This is a genomic window from Anaerotignum lactatifermentans (assembly GCF_014982935.1).
GTDB classification, from domain to species: Bacteria; Bacillota; Clostridia; order Lachnospirales; family Anaerotignaceae; genus Anaerotignum; species Anaerotignum lactatifermentans.
In genome coordinates this window covers 15786-37522 of sequence record NZ_JADCKK010000025.1, presented here as the reverse complement: position 1 = coordinate 37522, position 21737 = coordinate 15786, and the positions used below count along the sequence as shown (strand labels likewise).

Sequence of the window (21737 nt, the reverse complement as noted above, 5' to 3'; positions counted from 1 at the left end):
GTTCAGCGTATTTAATAAGTGATAGACGGTATCTCATATCTTGTGTTATACTTGCCATGCGAGGATGCTCCTTTATGTATTTTTGTTTTGTGGTGATTCAAATATAACACAAAGTGAGCCTATCCTCGCTTTTTAAATATTCAGTTGTAACACATGTATTGTAATCCTACAATGAGAATTTCCTTTGAAAAATCCCCTTTTCTTGTAACGTTGGAATAACTGTGGTATAATAAAGTACCGGTTTCGGGAAGGGGAATCATGATGAATCTGAATTTCAAAATGATAGAAAAATATGGCAAAGACGGTCTTTTTTTCTGGAAAATGCTGCGCAGAGGATTTTCTGTTGGAAAAAGACTGTTTTTTGGCAGAAAACGGAAACAGAAACGGCAGGGAAAACAACGGCAGAAAAAGCGGCTGGTTGCGGACGTGCCTGTTTTTTTGTGTCGGTCTGTCAATAGTCCGGCAATGCGAAGAACGAAACGGCTGGGGCGGACAGTGTTGGCTGTCAAAAACAGATATTTTTAATTGAAGGAGGTTCCTGAAATATGGACGAAGAAAAGAAGGATCTTTCCCTGACGGAGGATCAGGCACAGCAGATGCCCGCGGAAACAAAGGCAGCGGAAGAAGTGACACAGACAACAGAAGATGTAAAGGAAGAAACAGCGACAGAAGAAACGATAACAGAAGAAACAACAGAACCAGCAGAAGAACCGGCTGCGGAACCTGTGGCAGAAGAAACACCTGTGCAGACAGCGGCTCCTGCAAAATCCGGCACCAACATCGTTGGCATCGTTGTCGGACTGCTGGTGTTCATCGGCGTTCTGGCATTGTGCTGGAAAATGGTGGGTCCTGTTGGTGAAGTCCACGCAGACAAAGGCATTGCCTATGCGAAGGACAACAACCTGTATATTTACGACTTGGAAAACGACGCTTATGTGGCAGCAGAAGGCATTTCTGCCGGCGGTCAGTACAACCAGTACTATTCCGCATGGGGTACCACATTCAATGAAGACGGCAGCGGTCTGTATTACAGCACCAATGTGCGGGAAGACGGCACATTTGACCTGTATTACAAAGGCGTTGGCGCAGACAGCGAGGGTACTCTGGTGAGCGAAGCCGTAGCGGACTATATGCCCACAAAAGACGGCGCAGCTGCTATTTTTGTAAAAACAACAGCAGACGGCGCAGCTGATCTGTATCAGTTCGTAAATGGCACATCCACACTGGTGGAATCCAATATTCTGGCAGAAAGCGGCTCTTATGCCATCAGCAATGACGGCAGCTTTGTGATGTACCGTAAGAGCGGTGACAACGGCACAGCCCTTTACGCAAAAGGCACAGCGGAAGGGGAAGAAGCTGTATGCCTCCATGAAAACGCAGCAACAGCCATGATGACCAGCGATACAGACGAAATCTATTTCGCAGGGGCAGAAGGCGAAGGCTATGCCGCATTCGTGTATGCTTTTGGCGCAGAACCTGTGAAAATCATGGATGAAGTGACTTATCTGGAAGTAATGCCCAATGGCAAAGATGTACTGCTCATGGGTCCCAGTGAAGGTCTGGTAACATATGAATCTATCATTGAAGACGATCTGGAAGAAAGTGACGCGCTGCTGACAGAAGCAGACGGCGACGCTTATCAGGAAAAACTGCAGAGAGATGCCATCCGTACAGCGATGGAAAGCGGCGAAGGCATTGAACCTGTACTCCAGAAAGTATATATCTACAGCAACGGCAAACTGACAGAAGTGGCTTCTGACACCATCTCTGCCGTATCCTTGGACAATGACAGACCTTATGCTGTATGCTACGCAGCAGGCGATATGGAAAAAATGCCTATTTCCCAGCTGGGAAGTCTGGAAGACGCAGAACAGGGCTATTATATGAGCCTGATGTATACAGAACCGAAGATTCTGGTAGTGAATGCTACCGGCGGCAGCTGGCAGCTGGAAGGTAAAAACATTTCTCCTGCCAATGTATTCCTCTCTGACGACGGCACCATGGTAGGCTATTATGAAACAGACACCATGACTGGCGCAACAACACTGAATGTTGGCAAACTGGGCGCAGAACCTTCTTTCACTATGGAAAATGTGGAAGTGGCAGACTTCCTTGGCACCACTCATGATGTGGGTTACTTCAAGGATTATGAAAACGGTCTGGGTACCATGGGTATCTGGAACGGCGGCGACCCTACAGAAGTGGAAAGCGTTGGCGGCGTACACTTTGCTGCGGATGGCGATGCGGTATACTATATCAACAACATCGATCAGGAAAATGGCAATGGCGACCTGCATGTAATGGCAAATGGCGAAGATACACTCATCGACACTGGCGTTTACAGCATGCAGTACAAATACAACGGCAAACTGGCTTATTTGAAGAACTACGACTATACAGCCAATAAAGGCGATCTGTACTACTATGATGGCAAGGAATCCAAAGAAATCGACACAGGCATTACAGCCATCTTCATGTACTAAAGAGAAACTGGGGGGCTATTATGGAAAAAATCTGGGAAACCCACAGCCCGGCGGAAACGGCGGCTCTGGGAAAAGAAATGGGTAAAAACGCCCAAAGGGGACAGATCTTTTGCCTGACAGGGGATCTGGGTACCGGAAAAACCGTGTTTACCAAAGGCTTTGCGGCAGGGCTTGGGGTGACGGATCACGTCACCAGCCCTACCTTTACCATTGTCAATGAATACCATGACGGATGCCTGCCTTTTTACCATTTTGATGTGTACCGTCTTTCCTGTGAGGAGGAAATGGACGACATTGGCTACGAAGAATACTTTTTCGGCGACGGTGTCTGCCTTGTGGAATGGGCAGAGCTGTTCCCCGACCTGATCCCAAAGGAAGCCATCTGGCTGACGGTGGAAAAGGATTTTGCAAAAGGCGAGGACTATCGCAGGATCACTCTGCGGCAGGAGGTGGAACCATGAAAATACTGGCAATCGATACATCAGGACAGACTGCAAGTGCTGCCCTCATCGAAGATGAAAAACTCATTGGGGAATTTACCCAGAATGATAAACTGACACATAGCCAGACTATTCTGCCTATGGTGGCAGAAATCTGCGAAAAAACAAATACAGACCCGAAAGATGTGGATTATATTGCCTGCGCTGTGGGCCCCGGCTCTTTCACAGGGCTGCGCATCGGCGCTGCAACGGCAAAAGGCCTTTGTCTGGGACTGAACAAGCCCCTTCTGGCCGTTCCCACTTTGGATGCTCTGGCATATCATATGTTTATGACAGGTGCCATCGTCTGCCCCATTATGGACGCCAGACGGCAGCAGGTGTATGCCTGCTTCTATGAATGGGAAGGGGAAAAACTGGTGCCTCTGACAGAATATATGGCAGAAAGCATTGATATCATCATCGACATTGCTGAAACCTTTGAACGGGATGTGATTTTCTTAGGGGACGGCGTTCCCGTGCATAAAGAAAAACTGGCGAAAAATCCGGACTTCCACTTTGCTCCTGCTCACTGTGCTTTGCAGCGTGCGGCAGCAGTGGCAGCTTACGGCAAAGTCATGGCAGAAGAAGGCAAAGCCATTTCCGGCAACGAACTGGAACTGATTTATCTGCGGAAGTCCCAGGCAGAGAGGGAAAGAGAAGAACGTCTGAAAAAGGAGGCAGCGGAACATGTTTGAAATTATCCCCATGACAGTGGAGCATATTGACGGCGTGTTGGCTGTGGAAGAAGCGACCTTCTCTATCCCTTGGACACGGAAAGACTTTGAACGGGAAATGACAGAAAACAACCTTGCCATTTATTATGTGGCAGTGGCAGATGGGAAAATCGTTGGCTACGCAGGTATGTGGCACGTCATCACCGAAGGTCATATCACCAATGTGGCAGTGCTGGAGGATTACCGGAAACAGGGCATTGGTGATGCCCTTATGGCACAGCTGGAACAGGTTGCCATGGAAAAAGAAATGATTGGCATTACCTTGGAGGTGCGTATCAGCAACGCCCCTGCCCAGCATCTGTACCATAAGCATGGTTATCGTGCCGAAGGTCTGCGGAAAAATTATTACCCCGATACCCACGAGGACGCAGTCATTATGTGGAAATATACGCCTTTTTATGAAGGGCAGGAAGATTGATTTTTGAGATGCCGAAGAACCCTTTTCTTCGGCATTTTTTGCAAGGAGGCGAAAGGATATGCAACGCGAACTTTCTTATACAGAGCTAAAAAACGGCTGTTCTGCCGATGATTTCTCTTTCCGTTCCACTGCGGAACTGGAACCACTGGAAGGTATCATTGGACAGGACAGAGCTGTCAAAGCCTTTGATTTTGGGCTTCATGTGAAGATCAAAGGCTATAACATTTATATGTCAGGACCTTCCGGCACAGGGAAAACCACCTATGCCAAAGCCAGCACAGAACGTTTGGCGGCAACGGAGGAAGTGCCTCTGGACTGGTGCTATGTATACAACTTCCAGAACCCCAGAAGCCCTCTGGCGCTGTCCTTTCCCGCTGGGGAAGGCAGAAAATTCCGGGATGATATGAATGAACTGGTACAGCTGTTCCAGACGGAATTGCAGAAAGTATTCCGCACAGAGGACTATGAAAAGCAGAAAACAGAACTGCTTCGCGGTTTTGATGAAAAACGGGATGCTCTCATGGATCAGATGAGCAAAGAAGCGGCGGAAAATGATTTCCAGGTGAAAACCACCAATTCCGGCATTTACTTTATGCCTGTGGTAGATGGGAAACCTGTTGGCGAGGAAGAATATGACGACCTTGCGGAAGACGTGAAGGATGTCATTGAGAAAAATTCCCAGATTGTACAGGAAAAAGCTTCTGCCATTATGCGGGACATTCGGGAATTGGATAAGGAATCCAAACGGTGCGTAGATCAGCTGGACTATAAAGTTGGCATGTTTGCCATTGGTCACCATGTGAGCGCTGTTCAGGAAAAATATGAACAGAACGAAAAAGCAGTGGCATATATCAATGCCGTGAAAGAAGATGTACTGGAAAATATCAGCCAGTTCTTTGAGGATGAGGACGACGGGGAAGAAGGTCTGGCATCCCTTCTGCCTATGCTTTCCAAAAAACAGCCGGAAGATGTGACACTGAAATATAAAGTAAATCTGATTGTGGATAACAGCGAAACAAAAGGCGCACCTGTGGTGACTACATTCAATCCCACTTACTATAATCTGGTGGGGGAAGTGGAATACGACAGCGAATTTGGGAACCTGACCACAGACTTTATGAAAATCAAAAGCGGTTTGTTCCATAAGGCAAATGGCGGTTATCTCATTGTGCAGGCACAGGATATCCTCTCCGCTCCGCAGGCGTGGGAAGCTTTGCGCCGTGTCATCAAGACAAAAGAAATCAACATGGATGCCATTCGGGAACAGCTGGGCACAGTGGTGGCACCTACGTTGAAACCGGAACCCATCCCTGCCAATATCAAAATCATCATGATCGGCAGCAGTTATTATTACGAACTGCTGAGCACTTATGATGAGGAGTTCGACAAGTTCTTTAAAATCAGAGCGGATTTCGACTATGAAATGCCTCGTTCTCAGGAAAATATGCTGAAGATTGCCCAGTTCATCAAAGGCTTTACCATGCGGGAAAAAACCATGGACTTTGATGTGAGTGCTGTCTGTGCTGTGGTGGAATATTCCTCCCGTTCTGCGGAACGGCAGAACAAGCTGTCCACCCGTTTCAACCATCTGGCAGAAATTCTGGGGGAAGCGGCAGTATGGGCAAAGCTGGACGGTGCGGAAATGGTAACGGCAAAACATGTGCAGAAAACCATTGTGGAAAAAGAAGACCGTTTGCGGCTTTATGAAGAAAAACTGGATGAAATGCTGGAAGAAAACGTTATCATGATTGACGTGGATGGCGCGGAAGTGGGGCAGATCAACGGTCTGGCAGTGCTGGATATGGGCTCTTATGCCTTTGGCAATCCCAGCCGTATCACAGCCACCACTTATGTGGGCAAATCTGGTATTGTCAACATCGAAAAAGAAGCCCGCATGAGTGGTCAGACCCACGACAAAGGGGTACAGATCATCACCGGCTATCTGGGACAGACTTATGCCCAGAAATTCCCCCTTTCTCTGTCCTGCCGTGTCTGCTTCGAGCAGAATTATAACGGCATCGACGGGGACAGCGCTTCCAGTACAGAGCTGTACTGTATCCTGTCTTCTCTGGCAGAACTGCCCATCCGTCAGGACTTGGCGGTGACAGGCTCTGTCAACCAGAAAGGGGAAATTCAGGCCATTGGCGGCGTGACATACAAAATCGAAGGGTTCTTTGACCTGTGCAAAAAACGTGGTCTGACAGGCAAACAGGGGGTTATCATTCCTGTTTCCAATATCCGTGATTTGGTGCTGAAAGATGAAGTGGTGGAAGCCGTAAAAGAAGGGGTGTTCCATATCTATCCCATCTCCACCATTGACGAAGGCATTACCCTTTTGATGAGCACACCTGCCGGAGAAAAAGACGAAAATGGGGAATATCCTCCCGACAGTGTCCATGGAAAAGTCATGAACAAACTAAAAGCCTTCTGGAAATACGCCGAAGGGGAATAAGAAATTTCAAAAGAAGCTGGAAAGTTCGGGCAGCCGGATTTTCAGCTTCTTTTTTTCATGGGCAAAAATGACAAAAAATGAGCTTTTCATGGCAGTTTCATGGGAATTTATTAAAATTCCATTGCAAATGGAACTTTTTCCTTTTCATTCCGACAAAATTTGATATACTGTTTTGTGTGATAAAAAGAAGGAAGAACAAAGGAGCGGAAAATATGTGGTACAAAGGAAAACGTCTGCTGCTGACCACATTGGCAGCAGGACTGTTATACACGACGACGGCATTTGCCGCCAATGTCCAGATGGACTTGTTTTATAATGGCGCACATCATGCGTATAACGCCAAAGAGATTGCCATTGTCATCGATGGAGAAAGCTATACAGACCCCAATATGCCGGCGGTAAGCATTGACGGCAGAACCATGTTGCCTATGCGTGGCATCTGTGAGGAGCTTGGTTGTACCGTCACATGGAACGAAGCGGCAAGACAGGTCTATGCTGTCAGCGACACCCATACAGTGGTATTCCAGATTGACAGCAAGACAGGCTATAAAAACGGGGAAGCCTTTACCATGGACGTGGCACCCATGATTATCAACGACAGAACCATGCTGCCTGTTCGTGCATTGGCAACGGCCTTGGATATTGATGTCACATGGGATGACCCCAACAGAACCGTATACATTGGCGAAGCGCCCAGCACCGGAGGAAGTACCGACGGCAGCACAGGCTCCAATACCGGAACCAACACCGGCGGCAGCACCGGAAGCAATACTGGCGGCAGCACCGGTACCAATACAGGAACCAGCACAGCTACCACAGGGAAAGTATCCAGTGTGACTGTGCCCACATCCAAAACAGCAACACAGAATTTTGTCATCACAACCACAGGCACATTCAACAGATGTGAAGAAGTTTATGTCAGCGACAATAAAGTGGTACTGGATTTCTACGGCGCAACAAATGGGCTTTCTGCCAATATCACTGCCACCAACAGTCCTTTTGTCACTGCCATCCGTACGGCACAGCATACGGCGGACAATGGGGAAACTTATACCCGTGTGGTATTTGACCTGACAGGCAAAATGGAATACAAAGTAACGCCAAACGCGGCGAAAAATCAGGTGACACTGGCATTTGAACAGGTAGAGATCAAGCGCATCACCAGCAGCCACAGCGGCAATACGGAAACCGTCACCATCAACGCCAGCGGCGCAACAGGTGCAACGGTGACCACCATGCAGGACCCTTACCGTACGGTCATTGATATGCCCGGCGTAAAGGCGGATGATATTGATGAAATCATCAATACAGACGGTTTGGAATATGTCAGCGAAGTCAGAACAGGCTGGATGAACGGCACCACATTCCGCGTGGTGGTGGAAGCAAACGACCTGACCCAGATGACATGGAAAGAAGAAAATGGAAAACTGACTGTCACCATCCAGAAATCCACATTGGAAAACCTTTCTTATGATGACAGCACCGATACACTGACACTGAAAAAAGTGGAAACTATCAATACCGGCAGCATCAAACATAACGATGCATATCTGGATGGATATTACGAGCTGACACTGCCCGGAGATTATTCTGACGTATATGGTTACGGTACTTTGAACGTGAATACAGACCAGATTAAGTCCTTTACCATCTCCACCACCGGCGGCAATACGGTCATCCGTTTCAATCAGAACATCATCAGCGCTTATATCATCAAAGATACCGGCAGCGCTTATGAAATCACAGCAAAGAACCCTCAGCAGGTATACGACAAAGTCCTTCTGCTGGATGCCGGTCACGGCGGCAATGACCCCGGTACCAGCGGCAATGGACTCACAGAAAAGACCATGAACCTGACCATGGTACTGAAAGTAAAATCTTATGTGGAAAGCAATTCCAACATCAAGGTATATCTCACCAGAGATGATGACAGCAGACCTGCCAACGCAGACCGTGCAAAAACAGCCAACCAGATTGCGGACCTGATGGTTTCCATCCATATGAACGCAGGCACAGCTTCTGCCAGCGGTACAGAAACACTGTACGCCGCTCACAGCAATGACGGCAACGGCACATTGACCAGTTTGCAGGCAGCACAGGCGGTACAGAGCAGACTGCCTTCCGCATTGAGCACAACAAACCGTGGCGTAAAATCCCGTCCCGACCTGTTGATTCTCAATTCCACAACAGTACCTGCTATCCTCATCGAAACATGCTTCCTGTCCAATCCCGGTGATGCCCTGAAAATTTCTCAGGCAACTTATCAGGATGCGGCAGCAAAAGCCATTGGCGATGGTATCATTTATGCCATGAGCAATTACAAATTGAGATAATATTGGAAAACAGGAAGATGGAGCATCTTCCTGTTTTTTTCTGTGGGGCTGTTCAAAAGGAAAAAATCAGGCTATAATGAAAGCAAATTCCCCTTAAGAAAACCTTGATTTTCGCTTTCTTGATTTCTTAAGGGGAATTACGACGGCTGTCTTCAGAAGAAAACATATCAAATCCATTCTTCGTAAAAATAAGAAAGCTGAAATCCTCGAAAAGAATCTCAGCTTTCCTTGTTTTCTTATGAAGATGCCCCTAAACAGAGATTTTTTTGGAAAATAAAGGAGGAACTAACGTGAGCAGATATGACGGCAGAGAAAACAACCAACTGCGCCCCATCCGTATCACAAAGAATTTTACAAAGTATGCGGAAGGCTCTGTTTTGATAGAATTTGGCGATACAAAAGTCATTTGTAACGCAACGGTAGAAGAAAACGTACCCCCTTTCCTGCGGGAAAGCGGCAGCGGCTGGGTAACAGCAGAATATGCTATGCTGCCCCGTGCAACAGCCAGCCGGAACAAACGTGACATCAACAAACTGAAACTGAATCCCCGTGCAACAGAAATCCAGCGACTCATTGGTCGCGCGCTCCGTGCGGCAGTGGATTTGGAAGCGCTGGGCGAAAGAAGCATCACTGTAGACTGTGATGTCATTCAGGCAGACGGCGGCACTCGTACCGCTTCCATCACAGGCGGTTTCGTTGCCCTTGCTATGGCGTGTCAGAGATTGGTGGAAGAAGGCGTTCTGGAAAAAACACCTCTGCGCCACTATATTTCCGCCATCAGCGTAGGTATTGTAGACGGCGAACCTATGCTGGATTTGTGTTACGTGGAAGACTCCGCAGCAGAAGTGGATATGAATATCGTTGTGAACGACGCAGGCGGTTTTGTAGAATTGCAGGGCACAGGCGAGCATGGCACATTTTCTCAGGAACAGCTGCACCAGCTGCTGGCACTGGGTGAAAAAGGCAATCGCGAATTGCAGGCATTACAGAAAAAGGCGCTGGATGGTCTGGAACTGTAAATAAAGGAGGAAAGAGATGGAAACCATTATTTTTGCAACAAAAAACAAGGGGAAAATTCGGGAAATCAACGAAATCCTTGCGGATATGAACGTAAACGTAGTGTCTATGGAAGAAGCTGGCATTACCATCGATGTGGTGGAAGACGGCAAGACTTTTGAAGAAAATTCCATGAAAAAGGCTGTACAGGTTATGGAAATCTCCGGCAAAATCACACTGGCAGACGATTCCGGTCTGGAAATCGACTATCTGGATAAAGCTCCCGGCATTTATTCCGCACGTTTCCTGGGAGAAGATACCCCTTATCCCGAAAAATTCAAAGTCATTCTGGAAAAACTGAAAGATGTGGAAGAAAAAGACAGAACTGCCCGTTTTGTTAGCTGCATCGTAGCGGCTTTCCCTGACGGCAGACGTCTGGTAAGTCTGGACACCGTAGAAGGCATCATTGGCTGGGAACCCACCGGAGAAAACGGCTTCGGCTATGACCCTATTTTCTATGTGCCTGAACTGAAAAAATATATGGCAGAACTTTCTTCTGAGGAAAAGAACGCCATCAGCCACAGAGGCAAAGCCCTGCGGAAGATGAAAGAACTGCTGAAAAAGGAGCTGTAAACCATGAAGATACTGGTTTTCAGCGATACCCATAATTATCTGGACAATGCCAGAGAGGTGCTGCGGCGCATTGGCGGGCAGATGGATATGGTGCTGCATCTGGGGGACCATGATACAGACGCCATGGAGCTGAAAAAGGAATTTCCATCTCTCCCGTTCCATTATGTGCTGGGCAACAACGATTATTCCTGGGATACGCCCGATAAGAAGATGGTATTCGCAGGCGGAAAAAAACTGCTCCTTGTCCATGGGCATAAACAGCGGGTATACTGGAATTATGACAGCATTTCCTACTGGGCAGAGGAACAGGGGGCAGATGTGGTGCTCTTTGGACATACCCATCGTCCTGTTTACGATGACAGAGGACGGGTGATGCTGTTCAATCCCGGCAGTATTTCCATGCCCCGCGGCGGCACGCCTCCCACATTTGGCATCCTCACCATTGAGGAAAACGGCAGAATGGAAGGCGCCATTATGGAATATCACAGAGATATGCCTTTTTGCAGATGTAAAGGATGATTTTTGCAGCCCCGAAGGATGGTTTCGGGGCTGTATTGTGTAAAAAACAGTTTTTTCCTGATTTTTCAGAAAAAAGCCTTGACGACGCTTATTTTTTATGGCATAATATCTCTTGCCGAATTACGAATGAATCAGTAGCTCAGCTGGATAGAGCAACGGCCTTCTAAGCCGTGGGTCGGGGGTTCGAATCCCTCCTGGTTCAGTATGCGGGTGTAGTTCAATGGTAGAATGTCAGCCTTCCAAGCTGAACACGTGAGTTCGATTCTCATCACCCGCTTCGGTATGAATCAGTAGCTCAGCTGGATAGAGCAACGGCCTTCTAAGCCGTGGGTCGGGGGTTCGAATCCCTCCTGGTTCACTGAAAAGAGCAAAAGCACTGCTTTTGCTCTTTTTTCGTTCTTGACAGACCCAAACAGAATCGGTACAATAATATCGTTATGCGGATATGGCGGAATTGGCAGACGCACTGGATTTAGGTTCCAGCGGGCAACCGTGCAGGTTCAAGTCCTGTTATCCGCAGAGAAAAGACGGCATGAAAGCATGTCGTCTTTTTTTGTTGTTGTATTACAACTGCCGTGAATTTTCACAATGTTATGCAGTGCAGTAAAAAAGTCTTTGTAGAACCCAAAGAAAGTATGATACAGTTGAAAAAAGGAATCCGTTTCCAGGGGAATTTTGACAGGGGCGTTTTTTGATTGGAAAAGTCTATGGTCTTTGTTTTGTATGGGAATGGATTCGGCATTTGTCGGTCAGAGCATGGCTGTCAGATGCTTCACTATCACATCTGTGACGAGCAGAAGGAGGGGTTTTTATGAAAATGCTGCAAAAAGCTGTTTCTGTCATCACTGCCGGGGCAATGGTTTTGACCATGTCCGTTTCCGCTCTGGCGGCAGAGTATATCCAGCTGTCTCAGGAACCATTGGATTTTGTGCATATTACAGGTGAGATGCCGGAAATGCCCGGCAATCCCGCAGTTCCCATTGATGAAACGGCGTATCTCATGGCTGATGATGCCACATTGTCCATCTCTTTGCCGGAAGGTGGCACGTATTCCGTAGGCATGGCGATGCTGGACTTCCCTGCTGGCTCCGGTGACCCGGGTTATGACCAGCCTTTGCTCAATGAGCCTTTGCGGGCAGACGGCAAATATACCTATACGGTTTATGACAGTCAGGGAAATACCGTAGATGAATTTGTTTTCATCACACAAAATTACGCAGATAAACTCACTGGCATGGGTTATTCCGTCGTTTCTGTGGAAAGCGGCGAAACCACAGAACCTACTGTGGTGCCTGAACCGGCGCCAGCATTCACTGACGTTCCTGCTGATGCTTACTATGCGGACGCAGTTGCATGGGCAGTGGAAAACGGTATCACCAGTGGCACCAGTGCTACCACATTTTCTCCCAATGACACTTGTACCAGAGCCCAGATCATTTCTTTTATGTGGCGTGCGGCAGGCTCTTGGGAACCGGTGGACAGCACATTGACTTTTTCCGATGTAGACCCCAATGCTTACTATGCGAAAGCAACCGTATGGGCGAAGGAAAGTTTGACTGCGACAGGGGATACGTTCTCTCCCAATGACCCCTGCACAAGATTGATGGCAGTGGAATTTATGTGGAATCACGTGGGACAGCCCGATGCGCCTGATGCAGGATTTACGGATGTTTCCTCCAGCGCTGTGGACTGGGCAGTGGAACAGGGGGTTACCAGCGGCACCAGTGCCACCACATTTTCTCCTGACGATACCTGCACTCGTGGGCAGATCGTTACATTCCTGTATCGTGCCTTTGGCTGATGGCAGGAAATAAAATCATTTGAGGAATGTAAGCAGGCAGACATGAAAATGTCTGTCTGCTTTTTCTTTTGTATTGACAAATATAAGGGATATAGGTACAATCGTGTCATGTGAGGGGTTTTTCCGCCACCGGGTGGAAAAACAAGAATACCCGTATCCATTCCGGTAGGTCGCAGCAGGAATGGGTAGGGGTATTTTTTACGTTTAGGAGGAAAAAGACCATGTTGGGAAAACAATATCTGAAATATGTATCCAGCAATATACTGGGGATGATGGGGCTTTCCTTTTATATTCTGGCAGACACCTATTTTGTGGCAGCAAGACTGGGGGCAGATGGTCTGGCGGCGCTGAACATTGCCATTCCGGGATATTCTTTGGTCAATGCCACAGGGCTGATGGTGGCCATGGGCGGCGCTGTGCGGTACACCATTGCCCAGTCACAGGGGCAGAAAAAACAGGCGCACGAAATATTTACCAAAACCATGCTGACAGGCTGGTTTTTCGCCGCCATTTATCTTTTGATGGGCATTTTTCTGGTAACGCCTTTTGCGTCCCTTTTGGGTGCAGAAGGAGAAATCCTGCCCATGACAGCGGATTACCTGCGGATGATGCTCCTGTTTGGGGTGTTCTTCATTTCCAATGATATGATGCTGGCTTTTGTGCGAAACGACGGTGCCCCAAGGCTGGCTATGATCGGCATGATCTGCGGCAGTCTGACCAATGTGGTGCTGGACTATGTGTTCATTTTTCCTTTGGATATGGGGCTGTTTGGTGCGGCATTGGCAACGGGCATTTCTCCGGCGGTGAGCATGTGTGTCATGTCTATCCATGTGTGGAAAAAGAAAAATGGCTTTGCCTTCTGCCGGGTGAAAGAAGTGGCAAAAAGCGGACTGCTGTTCTGTAAATTGGGGATTTCTGCTTTTATCAATGAATTTGCCACAGGTGTGGTGTTGACGGTGTTTAATCTGCTGATTTTGTCTATTACTGGCAATACAGGCGTAGCGGCTTACGGTGTCATTGCCAATATCGCGTTGGTGGGAACGGCGGTGTATACAGGGCTTTCCCAAGGGACACAGCCTTTGGTCAGCCAATATTACGGCAAACGGGATCACCACAGCACAAGGAAACTCTATGGTTTTGCCATATCTTCAGCCCTTCTTCTGGGGGCAGTGATGATTGCCATTGCATGGGGATTTACGGAGCCATTGGTCAGTGTGTTCAACGGCGAAGGCAACGAGGCTTTGCAGACCATGGCAGAAGAAGGTCTGCGGCTGTATTTCATCGGCTTCCTGTTTGCGGGTATCAATATCGTTTCGGCGGTGTATCTGGGTGCTGTGGAACAGCCCATGCCATCCTTTTTCATTGCTATGACTAGAGGCGTTGTAGCGATTTTGATTTTTGCTTTCCTTCTTTCTGCATTGTTTGGGATGCTGGGCATTTGGCTGGCATTTCCGGCAGCAGAAGGGGCTACCTGCCTGTTGACGCTGTTTTTCATGTGGCGAAGCAGAAAAAGAGAAAATAAAAATTGACGGTGTTAGGGGCATCTTCATAAGAAAACAAAGAAAGCCGAAATCCTTATCATGATAAAGGATTTCGGCTTTCTTATGATATTGAGATTTTATTCGATATGTTTTCTTATGAAGACAGCCGTTGCAATTCCCCTTAAGAAATTAAGGAAACGAAAATCAATGTTTTCTTAAGGGGAAGTTGCTTTTTTACACCGTCTTTTTTTATGCCCAAAAACAGGCATAGGGCAGGCTGCTTTTTCCATATACTGAAAAGCAGAATGTTTTGGGGAGGCGGCTTCCATGAAAGCAGTCATACTGGCAGGGGGCTTTGGTACACGGATTGCGGAGGAATCCCATCTGCGCCCCAAGCCCATGATCGAAATTGGCGGCAAGCCCATTTTGTGGCATATCATGAAGATTTTCAGCGCTTACGGCGTGACGGACTTTGTCATTTGCTGTGGCTATAAGGGGTACTGCATCAAGGAGTATTTTTCCCATTATGCCCTCCATCACAGCGATGTGACTTTCGATTTTCGCAAGGGAACGGAAATGATTATCCATCACCGCCAAACGGAGCCGTGGCAGGTGACTTTGGTGGATACGGGCTTGAATACCATGACAGGAGGGCGTGTGAAACGGGCAGCTTCCTATTTGGGAGGAGAACGGTTTTTCCTTACTTATGGCGATGGAGTGGCAGATGTGGATATCACCAAACTGCTGGCATTCCATGAAAAAATGGGGCGAAAAGCCACTATGACCGTGGTGCAGCCGGCAGGGCGGTTCGGTACGGCAGAAATTGAAGCAGGCTGTGTAAGAGCTTTTCGGGAAAAAGTGGACAGTGACAGCGGCTGGATCAACGGCGGTTTTCTGGTGCTGGAACCTTCTGTCTTGCCCTATTTGAAAGGGGACGAAACCATACTGGAACAGGAACCTTTGTCCACATTGGCAGCGGAAGGAGAACTGGCGGCATACCAGCACAAAGGCTTCTGGCAGTGTATGGATACCCTTAGGGATAAAGAAAAACTGGAACAGCTCTGGAAAGAAGGTGCGCCGTGGCGGATTTGGGAGAAATGAGAAATTTTTATAAAGACAAACGGGTATTGGTCACGGGGCACACGGGCTTCAAAGGGGCATGGCTGTGCCGATTATTGCTGGATATGGGGGCAAAGGTCTACGGTTACGCCTTGGCACCGGAAAGGGAAAGCCTGTATGGGCTGCTGGACTGGGGAAAAGGGCTGGTGTCTTGTTACGAGGATATTCGCCAGCCAAAAAAACTGGCGGCTTTTGTGAAAAAAGCCGAACCGGAAGTGGTTTTCCATTTGGCGGCACAGCCTTTGGTTTCCGTGGGATATGCCCAGCCTGTGAAAACTTACGAAACCAACCTTATGGGGACTGTATATCTGCTGGAAGCGTTGCGAAAAGTGGAAAGCCTGCGGTCTGTGGTGGTGGTGACGACAGATAAGGTTTACGCCGAAACGAAAGAAGCCGCAGGGGAGGAAGATCGACTGGATGGCTTTGACCCTTATGCCAACAGCAAATCCTGTGCAGAACTGGCGGCGGCATGTTATGGGCGGTGCTTTTTGCAAGGGAAAGTAGCATTGTCCCGTTTGCGGGCAGGGAATGTCATTGGCGGCGGTGATTTTGCAGCACATCGCATCTTGCCGGACTGCATCCGAGCGGCAGTAGAACGAAAGCCCGTTGTTTTGCGACATCCTGAAGGGGTGCGTCCCTATCAGCATGTGCTGGAGTCTTTGATGGCATATCTCTGGACGGCGTGGAAACAGTGGGAAGCGCCGGAACTGGCAGACTGCTACAACGTGGCACCCAAAGGGGAGGATATTTCCAATGGGGAATTGGCTGGGCTTTTCTGCAAATATTGGGGGGACGGCATGACATGGCAGGCAGAACAGGCGGATTTTCCCAGAGAACAGGCAGTTTTGCGGCTGAATGGAGAGAAAATACAGGAAAAACTAGGCTGGGTTCCTCGCTGGAATGTGGAGCAGGCGGTTTCGGCAACGGTGGCATGGACGAAGGTATGGCAGAGAGGCGGCGACCTGACAGAAGAAATGGGCAGAGAAGCGGCGGCTTATGAGAAAGGGGAATGGATATGACGGAAGCGGAAGCAAGACGAGAGATACTGGGGAAAGTACGGGAATATTACCACTGTTTCCATGACGGGAAACGCTGGGATGGGAAGCATGTGTCTTATGGCGGCAGGGTCTACGACGAAAGAGAAATGGAAAATCTGGCGGAAGCTATGCTGGATTTTGGTTTGACGGCAGGACGGTTTGCCATGGCATTTGAGCGGAATTTTGCCGCATACATAGGGGTGAAGCATTGCGCACTGGTCAATTCCGGTTCCTCTGCCAATTTGCTGGCATTCCATACTTTAACTTCCCCTTTGCTGGGAAAAAAACGCATTTGCAGGGGGGATGAAGTCATTACTGTGGCAGCAGGATTTCCCACCACTGTGGCACCCATCTTGCAGTATGGGGCGGTGCCTGTCTTTGTGGATGTGACTTTGCCTCAGTACAACATAGATGTTTCCATGTTGGAGGAAGCCCTTTCGCCCAAAACAAAGGCGGTGATGATCGCCCACACATTAGGGAATCCTTTTGATGTGGCGGCGGTGTTGGATTTCTGTCAAAAACATGATTTATGGCTGGTGGAGGATAACTGCGACGCTGTGGGGGCTGCTTACTGCTTAGATGGAAATTGGCAGAAAACAGGCACATTCGGGCATTTATCCACCGTTAGTTTTTACCCGCCCCATCACATGACCATGGGGGAAGGCGGTGCTGTCTGCACCAATGATGATTTGCTGGCAAAAATCATGGTTTCCCTCCGGGATTGGGGGCGGGACTGCACCTGTGCCCCGGGGCAGGATAACCGCTGTAAGCACCGTTTTGACAGGCAGTACGGCAAATTACCTTTTGGCTACGACCATAAATACGTTTATTCCCATTTGGGATTCAATCTGAAAGCTACGGAAATGCAGGGGGCAATCGGGTTGGCGCAGCTGGAAAAACTGCCGGAGTTTGTGAAAAAACGGCGGTATCACTTTGATTATCTCCTGACACTCTTGGAAAACTGCGGCGAAAAAGTGATTTTGCCGGAAGTGACGGAAAACGCCATGGCAAGTCCCTTTGGATTCCTGCTGACCTGTCGGGAAGGCATTTCCAGAGAAAACATCGTTTCCCAGCTGGAAGAAAAGGGCATCCAGACCCGTCCTCTGTTTGCAGGGAACCTCCTGCGGCATCCCTGCTTTGATACGCTGGAAAAAGGGGTGGATTATCGCGTGATTGGGGAGTTGCCTGTGACAGACCGGATTTTGCGGGATACCTTCTGGGTGGGAGTCTATCCGGGGTTGACGGCGGAACAGCTGGCTTACGAGGGGGAGGTGCTCTATGACGCCATACGGAGAGCCTGAGAGGGCTGTGGTGACGGGCGGCTGTGGATTTCTGGGGCAGGCGCTGGTGCGGACACTGCTGGAAAAAGAGATTTCCGTGACGGTTATAGATTTACCGGAAAAAGAAAAAACACTGCCTAAACGAAAGGGGCTGGACTTTCAGCCCAATGTGTGGCAGGGGGATACAGAACGGAAATATGATGTTTTCTATCATCTGGCATGGGCTGGCAGTGCGGGAGAGGGACGGAAAGATGGATTTTTGCAGGCAGAAAACATAAGGCAGACATTAGAAGCCTTGGCTTTGGCAAAAAAACTGGGGTGTCATACCTTTATTTTTGCAGGAAGCATCATGGAGGCGGAAGTGGAAGCAGCGAAAAAGGCTGGTTTGTCGCCAAAAGGTACGGACTGTTATGCCCTTGCCAAAACTGCCGCCGGAAATCTCAGCCGTGTCTTGGCAAAGGAATGGGGCATCAGACATGTGACAGGACGCATCACCAATACCTTTGGTGTGGGAGAAAAATCTGACCGGCTTATTTGCAGGCTCATGGACGCATGGGAGAAGGGGGAAGTGCCGCTGTTGACGGCAGGGGAGCAGATGTATGATTTTCTCTATGTGACCGATGCCGCAAGGGCTTTTGCCGCCATAGGAGAAAAGGGGATAGACGGCAAAACCTACATCATCGGCAGTGGGAAACCCCGTCCTCTGCGGAATTGGCTGGAAGAAGCCATGGCAGTGACGGGAGGGCGAGGGGACTTCGGAGAAATCCCCTTTACAGGTATTTCCCTGACAGAACAGGACTTTGACACTAAGGAGTTGGAACAGGATACGGGATTTTGCTGTCGGGTGCCTTTTGTTGAGGGCATCGGCAGACTTTGGCACTGGCGAAAGGAGGGGCTGCTGTGAGCGGACTTACATTTACGCCTTTGAGGTTGGAAGGATTGCAGAAGGTAACGCCTTTTTATGCCACAGACCTGCGGGGATATTTTTTGAAAATATATGAAAAAGGGGCATTTCGGGGAGCGGGTATGGATGGGGAAATTTGGGAGAGTTTCGTGACCTTTTCCAAAAGAAATGTGCTGCGGGGACTGCATATCCAACGCCCGAACCCACAGGCAAAGCTGGTGACGGTGCTTTACGGAGAGATTTTTGATGTGGGGGTCGATTTGCGCCAAGGCTCACCTACTTATGGGCAGTGGGAGGGGCTTGTGCTGAGCCATGAAAACAGACAGGGGCTGTACCTGCCGGAAGGATTTGCCCATGGATTTCTGGTACGGTCAGACTTTGCTCTGGTGAGCTATCTGTGCAGTGGGGCATACGACCCGGAGGGTGATGGAGGCGTTCGCTGGGATGATGCGGACATTGGCGTGGATTGGGGACTGCCTGCGGGGATGCGTCCCATTGTGTCCCAAAGGGATGGAAATCTGCCCACATTGGCGGACTATGAAAGGCAGGGGAGCACATGGAAGGAATGACATTTCGCTGGCAAACAGACTGGTTTCGAGATTGTATGCCCCTTTTTTCCTGCTTGCTGGAAGGAGCGGAAAGAATAGCGGCAGGGAAAACGGGGGATTTTGGAAAAATGGGGGATTTGCTGGGAGAGATTGAAAACATCTGTGACCCAGTGGAAAAATTGAAAAACTGCCATTATGCCGGGCAGATGGAAAATGTCCGTGCTGTCCTTCTGGATTTGACCCAGACAGACCAGAAGGCAGAACTGGCGGCATATATCCTCCTGCCTTTTCTGTGGGAACTGCGGGAGGAAATCTATTTCTGGGGGTGTGTGGCAGAGGATATAGAAAAACGGCAAGTTTATTGGCAGGAGGAATTTGTTTCCCATCACAGACGGGTGAATCCGCGGAGGATAGAACAGAAAAAAGTCACGATCTTCATTCCTGCCTGCAATCACTTGGAGTATACAAAACAGTGCGTGGAAAGCGTCCTGCGTCATACGGATTTGAGGGAATGTGAATTGCTTTTGTTAGACCATGGCTCCAAAGACGAAACGGCGGCGTATTTTCAAACCATCCCCAATGCCAAGGTCATCCGTTTTCGGGAAAATGTGGGCATGCTCATGTTTTCCGTTGCCTTTCGAGCATGTTGTGGGCGGTATCTGGCTTTTGTCAGCAATGACACCATTGTGACGGAGGGGTGGCTTTCCCATTTGCTGGATTGCTTGGAAAGAGAAGAAAATGCTCTCAGCGCAACGCCGGTGACGCCTTTTACATCAAACTGTCAGGGGATTGCCCCTTGTCCCTTGGAAGGATTGGAGGATTTTGCAAAGGAATTTTATGAAAAAGGGAAATGGCGTCATCGGGCAAGAATCATGCCTGTCATTGGGGTTTATGATGTGGAAAAACTGGATGCCATGGGCTTTGGTGACCGCTGGTTTCAGACCATGGAATTCTGGGATGATGATGTTTCCCTGCGGGCAAGGCGAAAGGGCTTCCGGCAGTTTCTCTGTACAGACGTGTACTGCCATCATTTCGGCAGTGTTACCGGCGGCGTGGCATGGGGGCGTACATTGACAGCTGGACGGGAATTATTTTTGCAGAAACATGGCGTAGATGCATGGGGACAAGGATTTTGCCGCAGTGAGGATATGATAGCATTATTGCCGGAAATGAAATTGCCGGAAACATCCATTTCTTTCCTTGCAGTGGACTGCGGCTTTGGGGACAGCATTTTTGAGGTGCAGAACTACCTGAAAGAACAGAGAAAACAGGTCCAGACCTACGCTTTATCAGAAGCGGAAGGATACAGAGGGGATGTGTTTCCCTTTGTGCAGGGATGGCATACGGCAGTGGAAGGCACGGCGGCGGCTTTGACAAATGCCTTTGCGGAGCGGCGATTTTCCCTGATTCTGACGGAAAAAAGCGGGCTGTCCGGGGAGAGCATGGCGGAGCGATTATTGCCGGGCGGATATGTACTTGCCATGGACAGTGAACTGACAAAATATTTACGTCTGGCGGGAAGAAAAGGTCATTGGAGTTTATGGCAGAAAATGTAACAGATAACAGAAAACAGCCCATTTCTACCATAATGATGTAGAAATGGGCTGCTTTTGTATGTTGACCGGCATCTAAGAAATGAAAAGTGTATAGAAGATAAGTTTTTAAGGGGAGCGTTATTCAAAAGAGAAGTATAGAAGATACAGGAAAGATAAAAGATGCCGGTCAGTGAAACCGCAGTTGAGAGAGTATGGATTCACACGCATGCAATGTCATTGTTACCGCGTTTTTACGATCAGGAAAGACTGTTGGAAACCCTATGAAAAGGGAAGGTCGGTAATATGACGAATGGGAACAGAGCAGTCAGGATGGCTGAAAAAAAGTGTGCCAATGAACTGCCTGTTTCTAAATGTGAGGCTGCATAGATACGCAGCATGAAGAACGTCATTGGGTGACAAATTCTTCTCCTCTGGTCTCCAGAACTTGGAGTTCCGAAACATTGAGATACAGATCCTGGAAGGAGCCGTTTTCCACAATTTCAGGTGTACCAGTGACGCGTATCCAGGCATTTTCGTCAGGCAATGTGCCATCGTAATGGAGCAGGAAACCACCCCAGCCGTCATTGCCGCAGCAGCCAGGGCCACGGCGGTAAACCGCAGGCACATTTTGTATGCCTTCCGGATTGAAAAGCAGACCGTACATGCCTTCGACGACGATGGTTTTGTTTTCATAATCTGAAAAATTCAAAAAGATGTCATGAATCTGAGTCAGATACATTTTTTCACTGATTTCCAATACATCTTCATTTTCTAAATTACTTGTTGCCACAGGTCTTTCTGGAACGGCAGGAATCTGTTGAGATGCAACGCTGTCTTTTTCCAGAATATCTTCCAGCGTGTATGTGGTCTGGAGCTGCTGGGCAGATGACTCTATCTTTGAGATAGAAACCTTGGCTTTTGCCTGACAGCCGCTCAGCATGCAGGCAAAGATCAAAGTGCATAAGGGAAAAAGAAATCGTTTCAT

General features: G+C 48.6%; 19 protein-coding genes and 4 tRNA genes. 22 read left to right on the top strand and 1 reads right to left on the bottom strand.

Annotated elements, in window-relative coordinates:
* Window positions 1-258 precede the first annotated feature (258 nt).
* From INF29_RS08035 to INF29_RS07930, 22 genes are all read left to right on the top strand, one after another.
* A complete protein-coding gene (locus tag INF29_RS08035; RefSeq protein WP_072849891.1) occupies window positions 259-525 on the top strand; it encodes a hypothetical protein in 267 nt (88 codons plus the stop codon).
* Between the two features lie 20 nt (window positions 526-545).
* Window positions 546-2483 carry a TolB-like translocation protein gene (locus INF29_RS08030; protein ID WP_193485862.1) on the top strand — a complete coding sequence of 646 codons (1938 nt, stop codon included), beginning with the start codon at window positions 546-548 and terminating at the stop codon, window positions 2481-2483.
* A 20-nt stretch (window positions 2484-2503) separates the two neighbouring features.
* Entirely contained in the window at window positions 2504-2944 is a 441-nt protein-coding gene (gene tsaE / locus INF29_RS08025) for a tRNA (adenosine(37)-N6)-threonylcarbamoyltransferase complex ATPase subunit type 1 TsaE (protein WP_193485860.1), read from the top strand.
* The gene (tsaB, locus tag INF29_RS08020; RefSeq protein WP_193485858.1) at window positions 2941-3657 is read left to right on the top strand and encodes a tRNA (adenosine(37)-N6)-threonylcarbamoyltransferase complex dimerization subunit type 1 TsaB; all 717 of its coding nucleotides are present in this window, start codon (window positions 2941-2943) and stop codon (window positions 3655-3657) included. The genes tsaE and tsaB overlap by 4 nt, the downstream gene beginning before the upstream one ends.
* Window positions 3650-4114 carry a ribosomal protein S18-alanine N-acetyltransferase gene (rimI, locus tag INF29_RS08015; protein WP_072849883.1) on the top strand — a complete coding sequence of 155 codons (465 nt, stop codon included), beginning with the start codon at window positions 3650-3652 and terminating at the stop codon, window positions 4112-4114. Before tsaB ends, rimI begins: the two co-directional genes overlap by 8 nt.
* 58 nt (window positions 4115-4172) lie before the next feature.
* Window positions 4173-6566 (top strand): Lon protease family protein, encoded by a 2394-nt coding sequence (locus tag INF29_RS08010; RefSeq protein ID WP_193485856.1) that lies wholly within the window; start codon window positions 4173-4175, stop codon window positions 6564-6566.
* A 212-nt stretch (window positions 6567-6778) separates the two neighbouring features.
* Window positions 6779-8899 (top strand): N-acetylmuramoyl-L-alanine amidase, encoded by a 2121-nt coding sequence (locus tag INF29_RS08005; protein ID WP_193485854.1) that lies wholly within the window; start codon window positions 6779-6781, stop codon window positions 8897-8899.
* Window positions 8900-9189: 290 nt separating this feature from the next.
* Window positions 9190-9918 (top strand): ribonuclease PH, encoded by a 729-nt coding sequence (gene rph, locus INF29_RS08000; RefSeq protein ID WP_072849877.1) that lies wholly within the window; start codon window positions 9190-9192, stop codon window positions 9916-9918.
* Between the two features lie 16 nt (window positions 9919-9934).
* On the top strand, window positions 9935-10528 hold the full coding sequence (locus INF29_RS07995; protein ID WP_022365428.1) for an XTP/dITP diphosphatase: 594 nt from the start codon (window positions 9935-9937) through the stop codon (window positions 10526-10528).
* 3 nt (window positions 10529-10531) lie between these two features.
* On the top strand, window positions 10532-11047 hold the full coding sequence (locus INF29_RS07990) for a metallophosphoesterase family protein (protein ID WP_072849876.1): 516 nt from the start codon (window positions 10532-10534) through the stop codon (window positions 11045-11047).
* Between the two features lie 128 nt (window positions 11048-11175).
* Window positions 11176-11249, top strand: a tRNA-Arg gene (locus INF29_RS07985).
* Between the two features lie 4 nt (window positions 11250-11253).
* Window positions 11254-11324 (top strand) — tRNA-Gly (locus INF29_RS07980).
* Between the two features lie 7 nt (window positions 11325-11331).
* Window positions 11332-11405: transfer RNA gene (locus tag INF29_RS07975), tRNA-Arg, on the top strand.
* An 81-nt stretch (window positions 11406-11486) separates the two neighbouring features.
* Window positions 11487-11566 (top strand) — tRNA-Leu (locus INF29_RS07970).
* Window positions 11567-11858: 292 nt separating this feature from the next.
* Window positions 11859-12848, top strand: a complete 990-nt coding sequence (locus tag INF29_RS07965) for an S-layer homology domain-containing protein (protein WP_072849859.1) — start codon at window positions 11859-11861, stop codon at window positions 12846-12848.
* Between the two features lie 221 nt (window positions 12849-13069).
* Window positions 13070-14377: an MATE family efflux transporter gene (locus INF29_RS07960; protein ID WP_193485852.1), complete on the top strand. Its 1308-nt coding sequence runs from the start codon at window positions 13070-13072 to the stop codon at window positions 14375-14377.
* Between the two features lie 279 nt (window positions 14378-14656).
* Entirely contained in the window at window positions 14657-15430 is a 774-nt protein-coding gene (rfbF, locus tag INF29_RS07955; protein ID WP_193485850.1) for a glucose-1-phosphate cytidylyltransferase, read from the top strand.
* Window positions 15427-16467 carry a CDP-glucose 4,6-dehydratase gene (gene rfbG / locus INF29_RS07950; RefSeq protein WP_193485847.1) on the top strand — a complete coding sequence of 347 codons (1041 nt, stop codon included), beginning with the start codon at window positions 15427-15429 and terminating at the stop codon, window positions 16465-16467. The genes rfbF and rfbG overlap by 4 nt, the downstream gene beginning before the upstream one ends.
* Window positions 16458-17786, top strand: a complete 1329-nt coding sequence (rfbH, locus tag INF29_RS07945; RefSeq protein WP_207728140.1) for a lipopolysaccharide biosynthesis protein RfbH — start codon at window positions 16458-16460, stop codon at window positions 17784-17786. Before rfbG ends, rfbH begins: the two co-directional genes overlap by 10 nt.
* Window positions 17764-18669: an NAD-dependent epimerase/dehydratase family protein gene (locus INF29_RS07940; protein ID WP_193485843.1), complete on the top strand. Its 906-nt coding sequence runs from the start codon at window positions 17764-17766 to the stop codon at window positions 18667-18669. Before rfbH ends, INF29_RS07940 begins: the two co-directional genes overlap by 23 nt.
* Window positions 18666-19238 (top strand): dTDP-4-dehydrorhamnose 3,5-epimerase, encoded by a 573-nt coding sequence (gene rfbC / locus INF29_RS07935; RefSeq protein ID WP_330608309.1) that lies wholly within the window; start codon window positions 18666-18668, stop codon window positions 19236-19238. The genes INF29_RS07940 and rfbC overlap by 4 nt, the downstream gene beginning before the upstream one ends.
* Window positions 19226-20773 carry a glycosyltransferase family 2 protein gene (locus INF29_RS07930; RefSeq protein WP_193485841.1) on the top strand — a complete coding sequence of 516 codons (1548 nt, stop codon included), beginning with the start codon at window positions 19226-19228 and terminating at the stop codon, window positions 20771-20773. The genes rfbC and INF29_RS07930 overlap by 13 nt, the downstream gene beginning before the upstream one ends.
* A gap of 385 nt (window positions 20774-21158) precedes the next feature.
* On the opposite strand, the gene INF29_RS07925 is transcribed toward INF29_RS07930, so the two are convergent.
* Window positions 21159-21737, bottom strand: coding sequence for a TIGR03943 family putative permease subunit (locus tag INF29_RS07925; RefSeq protein ID WP_084730693.1), 579 nt, complete (start codon window positions 21735-21737; stop codon window positions 21159-21161).

Bases quoted from the DNA above. Each gene is read 5' to 3' on its own strand.
- rfbH (WP_207728140.1), top strand. From the start codon at position 16,458: ATGGATATGACGGAAGCGGAAGCAAGACGAGAGATACTGGGGAAAGTA.
- INF29_RS08035 (WP_072849891.1), top strand. From the start codon at position 259: ATGATGAATCTGAATTTCAAAATGATAGAAAAATATGGCAAAGACGGT.
- INF29_RS07965 (WP_072849859.1), top strand. From the start codon at position 11,859: ATGAAAATGCTGCAAAAAGCTGTTTCTGTCATCACTGCCGGGGCAATG.
- tsaE (WP_193485860.1), top strand. From the start codon at position 2,504: ATGGAAAAAATCTGGGAAACCCACAGCCCGGCGGAAACGGCGGCTCTG.
- rfbG (WP_193485847.1), top strand. From the start codon at position 15,427: ATGAGAAATTTTTATAAAGACAAACGGGTATTGGTCACGGGGCACACG.
- INF29_RS08010 (WP_193485856.1), top strand. From the start codon at position 4,173: ATGCAACGCGAACTTTCTTATACAGAGCTAAAAAACGGCTGTTCTGCC.
- INF29_RS07940 (WP_193485843.1), top strand. From the start codon at position 17,764: ATGACGCCATACGGAGAGCCTGAGAGGGCTGTGGTGACGGGCGGCTGT.
- rfbF (WP_193485850.1), top strand. From the start codon at position 14,657: ATGAAAGCAGTCATACTGGCAGGGGGCTTTGGTACACGGATTGCGGAG.
- INF29_RS08005 (WP_193485854.1), top strand. From the start codon at position 6,779: ATGTGGTACAAAGGAAAACGTCTGCTGCTGACCACATTGGCAGCAGGA.
- INF29_RS07960 (WP_193485852.1), top strand. From the start codon at position 13,070: ATGTTGGGAAAACAATATCTGAAATATGTATCCAGCAATATACTGGGG.
- INF29_RS07930 (WP_193485841.1), top strand. From the start codon at position 19,226: ATGGAAGGAATGACATTTCGCTGGCAAACAGACTGGTTTCGAGATTGT.
- INF29_RS07990 (WP_072849876.1), top strand. From the start codon at position 10,532: ATGAAGATACTGGTTTTCAGCGATACCCATAATTATCTGGACAATGCC.
- rimI (WP_072849883.1), top strand. From the start codon at position 3,650: ATGTTTGAAATTATCCCCATGACAGTGGAGCATATTGACGGCGTGTTG.
- INF29_RS07925 (WP_084730693.1), bottom strand. From the start codon at position 21,737: ATGAAACGATTTCTTTTTCCCTTATGCACTTTGATCTTTGCCTGCATG.
- INF29_RS08030 (WP_193485862.1), top strand. From the start codon at position 546: ATGGACGAAGAAAAGAAGGATCTTTCCCTGACGGAGGATCAGGCACAG.
- tsaB (WP_193485858.1), top strand. From the start codon at position 2,941: ATGAAAATACTGGCAATCGATACATCAGGACAGACTGCAAGTGCTGCC.
- INF29_RS07995 (WP_022365428.1), top strand. From the start codon at position 9,935: ATGGAAACCATTATTTTTGCAACAAAAAACAAGGGGAAAATTCGGGAA.